Source organism: Terriglobia bacterium, assembly GCA_020072565.1.
In the GTDB taxonomy this organism is placed as follows: Bacteria; Acidobacteriota; UBA6911; order UBA6911; family UBA6911; genus JAFNAG01.
The window spans coordinates 21410-34962 of sequence record JAIQGI010000045.1; the positions used below are offsets into that span (position 1 = coordinate 21410).

The following is a 13553-nucleotide window of genomic DNA, read 5'->3' on the forward strand; positions in this document are numbered from 1 at the left end:
CTGTCACCTCCGCTTTAGAAACCGTATTTCTCTTTGCGCTGAATGAACGCCTCGCGTCCTCCCTCCAGGATGGATGCGGCCTGCCCTCGGATCTCAGGAACGTCCACCGCACCCTGGAAGTCATCTGGCATGCTGGCCTGGTCTTCGCCCGCTTGCAGTACGCCAATCCACTCGGCATCGCCGAACACCGGGATGTTCGCATTGTGTGTCGCGAAGATGAACTGCCGGCCAAGTTTTGTGGTTCGGAGTTCACTGACGATGCGTTCTGCAATGAACGCGTTGTCCAGATTGTCTTCGGGCTGATCGACGATCAGGGGGTCTCGATTGTCGAGCAGGAGCAAGTGAAGCACAGCCGTGCATTGTTGACCGGTCGAGAGCTTCCCAATCGGGCGGTAGTCCTCTTTGTCGCCATGTGAAATGTTCAGATCCAGCCGGATGATGTCCGGCAACTCCAAAGCTTCGAGTTCCAGCAGCTTGGATTCCGGCAGTTTCGCCAGCGCCTCTGCAACGCCGGGCGTGATCCCCCAGCCCGCGCTCTTTAGTGCTTCCGGCCCTTGTCGGATCGTCTGCGCGAGCTTGATGGGCGAAAAATCATCCGCCTCATCAAGCCACAGCAATCTCTTTTCACCCACGCCTTCCAGATCACATGCCAAGAGGAAGTCCTTCAGTGCTCTGCGGTTGGCAGCGTGATCGACATGCGGCTTGAGTTTGCCCACCAACTTCTTGCGCAGCGACTTCAGTTCAACGTCAATCTCCGCGGCCATGTCGGCAACTGCCTTTGAGAGGTCAGCTAAAAGGTTTTCGCGTTCCCTGCGCAGCGCGCCGACCAGCTTCTGTCGGGTGTCACGACCGGACTTCAACGGCCTAATCCGTTCGATGTCTTTAAGCACTTGCTGGTACGCTGAGCCGATCTCTCGACCGGAACGGCCCTCAAGTGCCGGAATCTCGGCAAACTGCTTCTCCAGGGCAGCTTCATCCCCGGCAATCGCCTTGCTCAAAACAGCCAGCCTCTCATTGACTGCAGTATTGGAGGAGTTAATTTTCTGCCTGACATCGGCAATCAGGCTTTCGAATTCGGTGCGTAGCGCTGTGAGGAGCTCTCGAATTCCCCTGAGTTCTTCAGCGTGCGGCAAGCTCTTTGTGGCTTCGTCCCCGAGAAAAGTCGTATCGGGCAAGGCATCTTGCAGGCCGGTGAGGGCTTCCTCCAAGTTGCGTTGCTCTTCCCTAACGCGCAATGCCAGCTGTTTCTCTTTCTCCAACTTCGGAACAAGCGCCAGTTTCTCCCCGAGACCAATGTCCCGGAACTGCTTGGCCTGCTCCTCCAACTTTGGCAGACGTTCAACCTGGTCCTCGATCTCAGCGAGTTTGCCCCGAGCGTCCATTAAGTGCTTCGCATTATCCCGCAACTTGTTCCGTATCTCGGTCGGTCGCTGGTCGGTTGCATCCCCGCTGGAAAGAAAGCGCCGCAGAAGGAGCGTCAGCCCGCCCTCGTCTTGAGCAATGTCAAAGATCTCGTTCTGCCCGAAGATCTCCAGTCTCGGAAGCAGGTCCAATGGCCTGAATGTAGAGGTATTTCCTGATTCGTCGCATACAATCGCGGCCTCGCCATAGCGACGTGAGATGGTGAACTTGCGCCCTTGCATTGCGAAGGAGCGGATGTCGATCTCGACACGTCCGGGGCCGAGGTTCTGCTTCACAATCTCTCGGTGTGTCCGTTTCGCTCGGTCACTGATGGGTTCTAGCTCCAGCGCATAGCGAATGCATTCCAGAAGCGTCGTCTTGCCTGTTCCGCGCCCGCCAATGATGGTGTCCAGATGCCCCGACCATTGGATATCTACACCGGATAAATAACCACCGGTGAACCGGACACCCTCCAGCCGGGAAAAGAACCGTTCTTCCCGATCACTCAACAGTCGTACACGTGATTCGGGGTCAAGGAAGGCCTGCTTAAAGGCCTCGAAGCCCGGCTGGGTCATGCGCACAAGGCAGCATGTCTGCGGCATACGAAGATCGCTGGGCTCAGCGACATCCCGCGCGTTGATAATTCCGAGTGGGCGATCACGCCGATAATTGGGATCCTTATTGAGAAGAATCTGACGGTGAGAATTCCCTTCGTCGGTCTTCAGCTCGTCGAGGGTGCCAGGAATCTGAGCGGCCTGGAGGTGTGGATTCTGCCAGACATGGTTCAGCTTAAGGCGCAAAATCCCGCTGTCGTCCGTGCAGTGTGCGGCGTAGGCTAAACCTCCCAGCTTATGGACCTCCTCCAAGAGTTGCTCGGCACTTAGCGAGGACGGCCGCACACCCTCCTTCGGGTCCAGAAGCTTCAAGTTCCCCAAATACCGTTCGAGTTGTTGAACAGTAGTGTCTTCTGGAAACAGGCATACGAAATGAGCCTTCTCTGAAGAGGCGATCTCAAATCCGGGAAACACCGTGATGCCGCTGCTGGCCAAAACTCGCCGGAGCGCACCCAGTGCATCCACGCACCCATGGTCGGCAATACCTACCACGCGGATGTCCTCCGACTGACACACCTGCAACACCTCTGCATTGTAGGCGGATTCATTCAATCCGTGGGCTTTGCCACGGAATTTCGCTGCATAGTCCCAGGGATTGAGTTGCAGCGCACATTTCCAGAACCGTGCGTATCTGATGGTGCTCATGGCGTTCTAGATCTCCTGTTCTCCGCACCCTCTGCGGCGAGCTTCTCCCGGGCTTGCTGTTTGGTTTTGTTCGTGTAGTGGCAATCATTCCAGCGGTTGCCGTCGAAGGTCTTGCTGCCCATGAAGTCATCGGTCTTCTCGTCCCAGCCCCAGAACCACGGGTACTCGGCCTTGGGGCGTTCAGGCTCCTTGCCACGGTCCTTGGTCCATTTGATGTTGGGCTTCCAGCGGAGCACGCCTGCGCCGGTCCGGCCAGCGGGCAGGTCAGATGCCAGGAAGGGGCGGATGTTCACCCGCACCCCGTCGTTGATGTCAGGCTCCCAGCCGATGGGTTGATCGGCCAGCGGCTTCCAGCGGACGAAGATATCGAATGGCGGCTCGCCTGCAAGGATCGCTTCCAGCCGCTTCTGGATTTCCAGTGCTGCGGCTAGGCGGTCTTCCGCGCCGCCTTCGCCGCGTTTGACGCCGTCCTTCTGACGGGTGATCCACTCGCCGAGATAGGAGTAGGTCATCGATTCGAGCAGCTTCCGCCCCTTGCCGCCGCCTTCGCAGAGCTTGTGATAGTTCACCAGGGCATGGAAGCCGTCGCGCTTGCGGCCGTCCCAGATGTGCCACACGAACGGCCGATCTTGGAACAGCTTGCAGTGTTCGGCGAAGAAGCCGTCGCGGAGCCAATCGTCGAGGTCGGCCTTGCCGGCCAGTTCGCGCACTTTCTCCGGTTTGACGCCCGCCACGGTCAGCAACGCCAGTAGCCGCTCAGCCGCGGGTTCCTCGCCGCGTACCGACGGCACGCAGACGATCCCGTCGTCGTCCGCGAACTTGGCCAGTTCCTCGCACCGCTCGACCAGCGCCCGCGTCCGCTTGCTCAGGCGCATCTTGTCGTCGAGTTCTGCCGGCCAGCGGTAACCCAGCAGCCGTGCGACCGCTACTTGAAGGGGGGTCGTCGATTCCTCCGGCCAGCCGTGGAAAAGCCACTGCGTCGGGTTCTCGCTCTCCGGTTCGGGCAGGCCATTCGGGAAACTGTCCGCCGCGGTCTGCATCCATTTTGCACGGTCGTATGGGACATTCAGGAAGGTAGCATTGGTTACACCGAGTTTTTCGTCGTATTTTCGAACCTCATCGACGAATCCCGAGGATGAAGCGTAACACCATACACTGGCCAGTTCATCTAAGTTCTTGACAACCAGTGCCGCCACATTGTTGTCATAGAGATGTCCAGTGAACAGCGTTGATTGCAAACTTCGAGTTTGCGTTATCGCGACGCCTTGCTTTCCTAGTGCACCAAGTCCTTGGATTCTGGCAGCCGAACTCGCAGTCAAAGCCCCAGATCCCTGCTCCCACCAAAGGATGTTTTCGCGCCCGGCGTACAGCTCCGAACGGCTAACGGTGCTTTGCTGATACTCCCAATCAGCACTCGGTATGACCAACTCCCAGAACTTCCGACCGAAACGCGAGTAATCTGCTGTTGCTATGCCTTGGAAAGAGTCTGCCACATCCCCAAGCTTAAGTGCCTTCGGTTCATAGCCAAACACTAAACGATAATCAGGGACAGACAACAGCCGGCTGGTATCCGATGACTGGGGGGGGTTAACGGTCATTTCGACCGCTCGTGACGCCTCCTCCGCGGATGGCGCTTCGACACTGGTTACTCTGTCGACAGGATTCGATCGTTCGTTTGAAATCACTGCCAGCGCACGTAGCACGTCCCAGCTTGCCTTGGCTTGAACGGCCGAACCCACCTTGGCGATCAGTCGAATCCTCGAACTGACGAGCAGATCGCGCCTCAGCTCACGATACGACCTGATGAAGACCCAGTTTAGTGGCGTCACTGACGCATGAACGCCATGAAGGCTGAGGAAACTTCGGAGGCGTTTGAAGAACACGGTGGCCAAGTCAGTTTCGCCTAACCCATAGTAGGAGCTACAGAACTTCCTGAGAAGCTCGCACTGTTTGCCACGGGCTAAGTATGGCACGTTCGTAATGACGAGCGTATACTCACCGGCCAACAGCTCGGCAGCCTTGATAATGCCGGCAGCGGCGATGGCTCGCTCGCGGGTTTCGTTATCCGTTTCGGCTTTGAATACCTCCGCAAGCAACGGGACAATCGCCTCATAGCCGGCCGTGTATAGATCTCTTGAGAGGCGCCTCGGGTCTATCAGCGATCCCAGCGTCGGAGCCTGAGAGAACAGGTCATAAAGCGACTCCAGAGTGTTTGCGACAGTTCGCGATAATAATGATTCCTCTTTGCTGAAGAGGTCACGTCTAGCTGGCATGTTTCCTTTAGCCGCAGCTTTTTCGGCAAGCTCCAGCCACTGTAGTTTGGATGCCTGTGGCCCGATTCCCGTGCAGGCAATGTGCAAGTCAGGCAAAAGTCTATATCCGCCTGCCCCAGGCCAAGTCCAAGCGGCAAACGCCAGTGCGAATGCGGCGATCTGGCAACAGCGTTCGTCGATTTCCAGGCCGTGCAGGTTGTCGCGGAGTACCGCATCGACAGCTTGGGCGGCCGAAAAGCCCTCTTCAGCCATGCGAATCGGCACGAGGTGATGCAAGCCAGCAACTAGAAAATGCCCGGACCCGCAACAAGGGTCGAGCACCTTCAGTTCCGCCGCGGTCCTTGGCCAGCCGTCGAAAGTGCCTGCGGCAGGACACCACGTCCCCCCTCCACCATCCGGGCCACGAACGAAGCGCAAGTATTCCCAGCCAATGCCCGGCAGTGCCAACTTCCTGCATAGGTCTTTTTCTGTCTCCGCGGCTTCCGCGTCTGCTGCGGTGAGATTCTTTCCGGCCCACCACGCGCCAAGAGTGTTGTGAAGCAGGAACTCGACCATATACGGTTCGGTAAAGAGTTGCGTTACCGCCGATATCTCATCCGCGCCAATCTTGACCCCAGAGCGGTTGATCTCATCCTTCTTCTTGCTCTGCCAGAACTGGTAGACCCACCCCAGAGCATCGGGTGCTGTAAATACCGCCTGCGGCAACGAGGTCAGCAGCTTTTCGAGCTTGAGCATGTGCTCGGTTGCGAAGGACACCTGAAGCAGCGGGTCGTCCGGCCGGAAGATTTGCGGAAGCATCCGTTGGGCGCAGCGGGATGCGAAGACCCATGTGTCCACACTATCTTCTTTTGCAAGTTCCTCGGCCTCGGCCAAGCTGATGGCCATGTTTACCTCCGGCTCGATTAGCAAGCCGTTCTCTGCTAGGAACCGGGCGAAGAGCATCCGATGCCAGTGCTCGTAAGCACACTCGCCGGCCAAGTGCTCGATAGCGAGCCGGCCAGACGCGTCCTGCAGGTCCCCGAGCTGCCGCGCCCGCGCACGGAGGTGGTTGCGCAGCTCGCGCTGCGCTGGCTTCATGTGCGCATACGGCTCGTGGTGCTGGACGGCGAGGTTTTCCAGCGCGGCGCGAGCGCCGAACTCGGCTGCGTCACGGGCCTCGATGACCGCGCGCTCCAGCTTATTGCGCAGATCGGTGGATAACGTAGCCATTGTTCCTCAGCCCTCTCCTGTATGCCGCATCAGAATCATCACTTCCCATCCTTCACAACCTTTTCCAATGAATCGGCGAACCTGACAAAATCCTCATTCACCTTGCGAAGATCCGCCACCAGTTCATCGTATTGGGGATACCGCCGCTGGATGTCCTGTGGAGACACGCCTCTGTTCTCGTCCTTCGCAAGTTCGGCGTCATACCAGCGGCGCAACCTGGCCTGCCATCTCGTGAGATGTGGCCTGAGACCCTCGTTGAGTGCTTTCATCAGCAATGTCACCACGTTGCGGGTGTCTTCACACTCCAGAAGTTGGTCCGCGGGGATGCCCTTCGCTAGATCGCGCAGAACGCCGAATAGCTGATACCAGGAGTCATAGATCTCGACGATTACATCGAGTTCCTCTTCAAAGGGCAGACCGACCTTGCGGCTTTTGATCTCCACCCATGCTTGATAGGCGATGCGCCGGGTCTCGGTGTCGGGGCAGATTTCCCACTCAACTCCTTTGAAGGTCAGCTTCACTGCCCTGGTCCGATAGCCCTTAAGCCATTTGCGCCGAATCCACGGAATAAACCACCAGACGGCTACTACAACCACGACCGCCAGCAACAGCCAGAGGACGCCTACTCGTATCTCAAAGCCCCAGCCTTTCCAGTGAAGTAGGCTCAGTTCGGTGGGATCAACGAGCGAACCCGCTGATTGGGTAGTGGTAACCGGTGCCGTTGTGGCGGCCTGAGCAATGACAAAAGTCATGATCGGCTCCTCTCCATCCGCGGCGCGGAGTTGTCGATGTTTCGGATCTGACGTGCTTTGTTCTTTGCCGCATCAATTGCGATTCGCATCAGGTTTGGATCTTCTGTCCAGTCGATGAAATGGGCATAGTCGGTCACGATGTTCGCGTGCAGGCGGTCAGGCACGGTCACTTTGCCGTTGATGTCCCTCGGATTTGTCGGAAGAGAGATGCCAAGGAGTGCGTGCTGCTTGTTAAGTGTCATGTGGATTTCCCAATCAACCCACCGACGTTTCCACGTCTCCGCCCCACACAGGACAATCGTAACCGAGCTGCCGGTGATGTGCTGCTCGCGAATGACCTGCTGTTGGTAGTTCACGTCATCGCTGCCGAAACGCCGCTCGATCGACGTGTCGGTAATTATGTCGTAGCCGTCCGCGAAGAGCCTCGTGAACAGGTCGTAGTATCCCTGATCACGCTGATGGTGGTAGCTCACGAACACTTTGGGTTTCGTCGTCGCCAAAGGGCGAAGACCAAAAGGGTGTTGTCCGAGACCAAAGTTGCCGAAGCCGCCCATGGTTCTATCTCCTTGAATCGTTTAGGAAATCACGATCGGACCGTTCTTGAGCTTGGCCAGGAGGTCTTCCTCTGCGCCGGCCAGCCATCCCTTGACTTCCTGCTCGGTCTTGAGTGTTCCGCTGGACAGATGAACGCGCTGAATCTTGGGTTCCAGTAACTTAGCCGCGGCCATCGCAGCGCGGGCAAACTGCTGGGGCAGCGCGTCGGTCCGCGTCTTCCACGCCGGTAGCGCGGTCTGCTCCATTGTGCGGGTCAGGTCGGCCTCGGAGCCGACGGCCAGGACCGGCGAGCTATCGATGCCTTCGTCGGCGAGTATCTGTTTATGCTGGTCGGCCCTGAGCTTCTTCCAGTTGTCGCTGATGGTCAGGTCGGTCATCTCCTCGTTGTAGGTCTTTTTGTACTCAGCATGAGCCGCAGTGACGGCGGCGCGGAGCGCATCGACCGCCGCCTTGCGGATGTCAGGCACTGGGTCGCTCGCGTCGAGCAGCCGGCGCTCGGAATTTACCGCGTCGGCCTGTTTGCGGAGTTCGTCGGCTCCGGGCATGGCATCGGCGTGCTTGAGCAGAGTGTAGAGCGTCTCCCAGGCCGGCTTGCGCTTGCCGGCGAGTTCGGCCAGTTTGCCCCAGTCCTTTGCCTGCTGGGCAAGCGCGTCGTGCTGCTTGAGGATTTCGGCCAGTTGTTCAGCTCCACCGAAGCCGAGGAGCGTGTCGATGTGGGCCGTGGCAGGCCGAGCCGGCATGGGTGGCTCGCCGCCAGCGTGATCGGCCAGTTCAGCCAGGTGTGCTAGAAAGACGTGGGCCTTGGCGGTCTCCTCGTTGGGCTTGCAGTCCACGCCGGCGTCGTGGAAGAGCTTGCGGAGCTTCATCTTCTCGCGAGCGTTGAGCGTGGCTGTCTCAGTGCGGAAGTCGGTCACAGAAATCTTCGCCTGGTCAAGCTGGCCCTGTGAGAGCGTCATGCCCTTGTGGGTAGCGCGGAGGTGGCTGGTGGTGTGTAACGTGATAAGCGCCGCGTCCACGGCATCGCGCGACCAGCCATAGGGGCTGGCCTCGAAGGCATCACGGACTTCCTTGCCGCGCTTGCCCGAGGCGACCTCGGAGAGAACGGCTGCACAGACTGGATGCTTTTCGGGCGAGTCGGTCCAGTCCACGGCGGTTAAGGCCGCTTCGTCGCCATTCTTGGCGCGGTTGATGACGTTGGCCCAACGGTTGTCGTCGGCATTCTTGAAACTGGGGAACAGCCGATCGAGCGATATCTGCGCCGCAGCTTCGACCTTGGCCACGAGCTTCAGTTCAAACCGCTCCCCGCCTCCGCCCTGGAGGACCTTCGCGCGATCGATCACATCCTGAATAATTTGGTTGCGGGCAGTTTCGGCAGTGGCCATCCGTGTGGCCATGGCGTCGCGGGCTTCGCGGCCTTCGGGCGTGGTGGGCGTGCCCTTGGAGTCCAGCGTGGACTTGGCGGCCTCGTACTCGACCATGGTTTTCTGTAAATCGTCGGCGCTGGCCTTTGGGATGTAAACGTAGATGATTCCACTGTCACACCCGGCCGCACGCGCATCGTTGATTACAGTGCTTTCCTTTTCACCCCAACCATCGCGAACCCAGATGGGTATGTCGCTGCCACCGGGCGGCGGGGCTTCAGTGCCGAAATGGACCAGCAGTTTCCGCGGCTCCTTGCACTTGCCCTGTGTTAGCTTGATGCCCTTGAGAGCTTCGCCGCACGCGGCGCTGATGAGCGAACCGCGCTTGCCGGACAGCATGGTCAGGTCGCTATTGAGGCGGGTCTGGCGGTTGCGGTACTCGCGCTCCCACTCACTGCTCTCGCGCGTCTGCAGGCTGTATTCCTCATCCAGTTTGATGAGGGTTCCAGCGTCCACCAGCTTCTTGAGGATGCGCGGGATATCCTTGCGAAGCTGCGTGCCGTCGCTAGACAGGTCGGACACCAGCAGGTCGGCCAGCATCTCCGGTGTTGCTCGGACGCCGATATCGGCCACGGCCTCGCGCGGGAGCTTGCGGGTCAGGAAAATCAGGCCACAAAGCCGCTGGGCGAGCCGGCCGTCGTCGGTCTTGTCGTCGAGGCCGCGTATCGTCTCGTCGATTTCGCGGAGCAGGATGCCGCTGCGGAGCAGGTCAGGGTGAAGCTGGCTGAAGATGAAGTCCGCTGGGACCACGGTGCCGAGCGCAGCCTCAGCCGTCTGGCGGACGGCCTCGTGCACGATCTTGAGTTGCGTGCGAAGCTGGCTGGCCGTGCCAGGTACGTCCACCGCGCGGAGTGTATGCTCCCAGAAACGCCGACGGACCGGTAGCAGCGGGTAGTCGTCCACGATGATGTTGCGGTCTTCCGCGCACGCGGCGATGCGCGAACCCGCAAGCTGGCGGTCGATCTCGCCGGCATGGGTGTCGAGGGTGCCTTCAATGACCTTGCGCTTATCAGCCTTCTTGGCCAGCACAACGCGGCGGGTGACCGTCTCCACGTCGGAGTCGGAGAGTTCCACTGGAATGGTGAACCGACCGGTGAGGCGCTGGAGCTGCGGGATATTGCCGGCCAGTGCCGTCTGGCCCGCGCCGATTAGCAGCGCGCGACTGTCAAGCTGCTTGCAGAGGGCCTCGGCAACTTCCTGCACGTCGGTCGAGCGGCCGGGATCATTACCGATGAAAAGCTGGATTTCGTCCAGCACGATCACGGTACAGGGGATTTGCCCATCGACCGACAGCACCTCGCGAACAAGGCGGATGAACTCATTGGTGGAGATGTCTTCGACCACGGGGAACTGCGCCCGCAGCGCAGCGCGGGCTTGCTTGAGATCGGAGGCGAAGTCGGGATCGGCGTCGAGGACGGCCTTGGCGAGGATGGGGCTGACGTACAGGTCGTGGAGTTCGTCGAAGAACTCCTTACCTGCCGCTTCAACCGCGGCCTTCACCCGGTCGAGGATGGCGTTCTTCTGGAGCCACATACAGAACTGCGCCTGCGGCAGCGCCTCGGGCAGTCCCTTGGACGTGAGGATGATGCTCAACACGGCCAGGCGGACGCTCTCTCCGCCGCCCGAAGGCAGTGTTCCAGCCGCGGCGTGCAGGCCGCCGCTGCGTTTACCCAGCGTATCAAGTTCGCGCAAAAGGTCTTGCACCGCCTCCGGAAGCCGGGCAAGGCCGCGGGTGGTCGCACCGTCCGTGAAAGGTGTATCCACCCATAGATGGCGAAACATCTTCAGCAGATGTGATTTACCGCTGCCGTAGAAGCCGCTCACCCATGCCGCCGGCTGCGTCGTCGAGTTGACGTTGCCGAGGAAGGACTCCAGAATGCGGATCAAGCCGTCCTCATACTGGCCCTCGCATACGAAGTGCTCAAGCTCATACCGGAGGGTCTCAATTTCCTTGTCGCTTGCGGCCTCGCGCACGGCAGCCACACCGTCGTTCAGCAGCTTGGATACAGCGGGATCACGTTGGAAGAGTTCTCGGTTTTTCATTAGTCGTTTACCCCGTTATGGAGCGTGATCGGCACGGCCAGATAGTTCCAGCCATCCCTTGCGTCCAAGAGTCTGTAGTTGTTGTCTTCATACTCGCCGGGGAAGAAGACCACCAGCCGGCCATGGATGTCTTTGACCACTTCCTTGAGCACCAGCGAAACACGGGTGAAGCCGAACAGGCACGCGACGCCCTGGACGGCGACCACGGTGTCTTCGTCCGCTCCTTCGGCCATGAGCACTTCTCGGAGCCGGCCGGCCGCGTACTGCACGAAGTCGCTCCGGAGCTTCATCACCAGCGTTTCCGGTTCCTCGAAGTAAACATCGCGATAGTCGGTGTTCGCCATCCACCGCGCGAAGGTGTCGGTCAAGTCAAGCAGCCGCCATCGGTGCCCGGCTGAGGTAGTGGCCATCTCGAAAAGTTCCATCCGCGCCCGCAGCTTCCGCTCATCGGTTTTGGGATAGACCACGAAGATCGTCTTCTGGTCGCCGGCGAGGTTTCTTTGCCACGGTGCGGCGATGTGGCTGCGATATCTAGTCGCCAGTTCGTCGATCCTTCCCATGGGTCTACCGCCTTTCGTCTTGCACCAGGAGCCGCGAGAAAGATACTTCGATCACACCGCCCGACTGGCTCATGTCCAGGAAACCCAGTCTTCGGGCGTCTGTGGCGTGGTTTATTAGTTCGCCGACTGGAGCGTCGAGCACCTGAGCCCATAGTGACTCAAAGAGTGCTACGCCGCGCGTGCCCGTGAGGTAGCCCAGCAGGAGGGCATATGCCGTCGTTATTGCCGTTGGGGTGACGCTTTGCCGAACTTTGCGGCTGCGCCCTCTGAGGTGTCCCGATTGCGTCCAGGAAGAGGCGGCGTTCCGTACGACCTTGTCGAGGGTGCTCTCCTTGAAGCGGTTGCCGACAGCTCGGCTGAGTGCGTCGGTGATCTGCTGTCTTGCAAGTTCTTCGCCGGGCCGCATCCGCAGCACAGGTGGTGCACTGATCCTCAACAACGGGTCGCGTGCGAGGGCCAGCAGCAACGCGAGGACTGATTGCCCATCACGGTCCGCATACCAGCATCGTCGCAAGACCCGGAACAGCGGCACCTTCGGGTCGAGGGCATACAGCTCAGAGAGCCGCTGACTGGAGAGCTTCCGCGTCGCTGCGGTGCGCTTGCCCAGACAGTTGTTTTCGTGGATCGCCGAGAGATATTCGTCACGCGCGGCGTTGGGCGGGCAATTGACAAGCACCGCCCGAAGCTCGTCGAGCATGATCGTCCGGCTGGTGTGCGTGCCTTTTTCGCCCCACCGAAAACCGGCCTCGCGCAGCCGCCTTTCATCAGTATTACCGCGGAGTGGAAAGTCCTGCATTGGCAGTATTCCTTCCATAACGGGATACTATACACTCTCGCCGGCAAATTAGCCGGCGAAAAATTCTGGGAATTTTAGCTAGAGGTGCGTTGTCATCTATAGGTTGCAGCGTGCTCCATGCCGGGAAGAATATACGGAACCTCGACGCAGGAAAAGGAGTTAGCCTGGGTCGTCCTGGAGTGCGAGGACGTACCCTGGATTACTTTCAGAACCTGCCCTGGATTACTTTCAGAACCTGCCCGGTTGTAAGCCAGAAGTGGCTCTCAGCGATGCAAAACCGCGGGCGCCGGATTGGTAGGTGTTCGCGCCGTATGACACGAGGATTCCGATGAAGCTGATTGATGTTCTCGGTTCGACCCGGCAAGTGGCACGCATCCCGAAATCGGAGATTCCAGTGCTGCTCGGAGAGCTTGAAACCCTGAAGGCTCGACTGTGGGTCAGGCTCGCCGAATGGGAGGAGGTCGAACCCGTCGTTGTTCTTGTCAAGACCGTGAGAAGCCAGCCGCATAGCACCGAGGACCGATCCCATCACATGCCGCGAAACCAAACTCCTGGACCCGAGGGATGCATCCTTCGGGCGAAAAAGGTGATCGAGCTGACGGGTCTCAGCCGATCCACCCTCTGGCGTCTACAGCGTCATGGTAAGTTCCCGAGGAGTCGGCGGATTGGCGACGTGGCGGTCGGGTGGCTGGACGCCGAGGTTCGCGGTTGGATCAATGGGCGTTTCAGCAATGAAGACTGACAGTCGAATGGCTATTTGGGATTCCGCTTCCATCACAAGCGGGGAATAGGGCCAATTTTTCGTGCAGAAACGGCGGGAGGCATCGGGTCCCATATTTCGACCCCCACCATGGCCAAGGGTCGCACCCACCCCCCCCCGCCTGACTGTGCCCGTGACTGTGCCTGCCGATACCAGAAACAGCCCTGTTTAACAAACAATAACCAACGTAGCGAAAAATAGAAAGTCCCTGCAATCTCAATTATTTATTGAGTTTGCAGGGATTTGATTGAAGGATTCGAAGTCCGACGCTCTATCCAACTGAGCTACGGGTGCGAATGTATGGGGTGAGCGAGGGGATTCGAACCCCCGGCCGCTGGAGCCACAATCCAGAGCTCTACCAGCTGAGCTACGCTCACCAGAAAATCCGCTGAACTCTAAAACAACCCCTTGCACACCCGGACAGTGGCTGCGAAACCGGGTGCGCAATCAGCCGAAATCATAACATTTTCTGCGCCCTGCCCGCAGCCTAATTTTGGTATCCCGCCGACTCAACAACACACCGA

Annotated in this window: 8 protein-coding genes and 1 tRNA gene; 1 reads left to right on the forward strand and 8 read right to left on the reverse strand. The window is 59.2% G+C overall.

Annotation, left to right across the window (positions count from 1 at the left end; all coding sequences use genetic code 11):
* Window positions 1–14 precede the first annotated feature (14 nt).
* Genes LAP85_22350 through LAP85_22380 form a run of 7 tightly spaced genes read right to left on the reverse strand, consistent with a single transcriptional unit; the run spans window position 15 to window position 12287 of the window.
* Window positions 15–2660, reverse strand: a complete 2646-nt coding sequence (locus LAP85_22350; GenBank protein ID MBZ5499150.1) for a DNA repair protein — start codon at window positions 2658–2660, stop codon at window positions 15–17.
* On the reverse strand, window positions 2657–6142 hold the full coding sequence (locus LAP85_22355; protein ID MBZ5499151.1) for an SAM-dependent DNA methyltransferase: 3486 nt from the start codon (window positions 6140–6142) through the stop codon (window positions 2657–2659). The genes LAP85_22350 and LAP85_22355 overlap by 4 nt, the downstream gene beginning before the upstream one ends.
* A gap of 38 nt (window positions 6143–6180) precedes the next feature.
* The gene (locus LAP85_22360; GenBank protein MBZ5499152.1) at window positions 6181–6894 is read right to left on the reverse strand and encodes a hypothetical protein; all 714 of its coding nucleotides are present in this window, start codon (window positions 6892–6894) and stop codon (window positions 6181–6183) included.
* Window positions 6891–7448: a TIR domain-containing protein gene (locus LAP85_22365; GenBank protein ID MBZ5499153.1), complete on the reverse strand. Its 558-nt coding sequence runs from the start codon at window positions 7446–7448 to the stop codon at window positions 6891–6893. The genes LAP85_22360 and LAP85_22365 overlap by 4 nt, the downstream gene beginning before the upstream one ends.
* Window positions 7449–7469: 21 nt before the next feature.
* Entirely contained in the window at window positions 7470–10913 is a 3444-nt protein-coding gene (gene brxC / locus LAP85_22370; protein MBZ5499154.1) for a BREX system P-loop protein BrxC, read from the reverse strand.
* On the reverse strand, window positions 10913–11473 hold the full coding sequence (locus LAP85_22375; protein ID MBZ5499155.1) for a DUF1788 domain-containing protein: 561 nt from the start codon (window positions 11471–11473) through the stop codon (window positions 10913–10915). The genes brxC and LAP85_22375 overlap by 1 nt, the downstream gene beginning before the upstream one ends.
* A 4-nt stretch (window positions 11474–11477) precedes the next feature.
* Window positions 11478–12287, reverse strand: coding sequence for a hypothetical protein (locus LAP85_22380; GenBank protein ID MBZ5499156.1), 810 nt, complete (start codon window positions 12285–12287; stop codon window positions 11478–11480).
* A gap of 514 nt (window positions 12288–12801) precedes the next feature.
* Between LAP85_22380 and LAP85_22385 the strand changes: the two genes are divergently transcribed.
* On the forward strand, window positions 12802–13011 hold the full coding sequence (locus LAP85_22385) for an AlpA family phage regulatory protein (GenBank protein ID MBZ5499157.1): 210 nt from the start codon (window positions 12802–12804) through the stop codon (window positions 13009–13011).
* Window positions 13012–13330: 319 nt separating this feature from the next.
* On the opposite strand, the gene LAP85_22390 is transcribed toward LAP85_22385, so the two are convergent.
* Window positions 13331–13406: transfer RNA gene (locus tag LAP85_22390), tRNA-His, on the reverse strand.
* Between the last annotated feature and the right edge of the window lie 147 nt (window positions 13407–13553).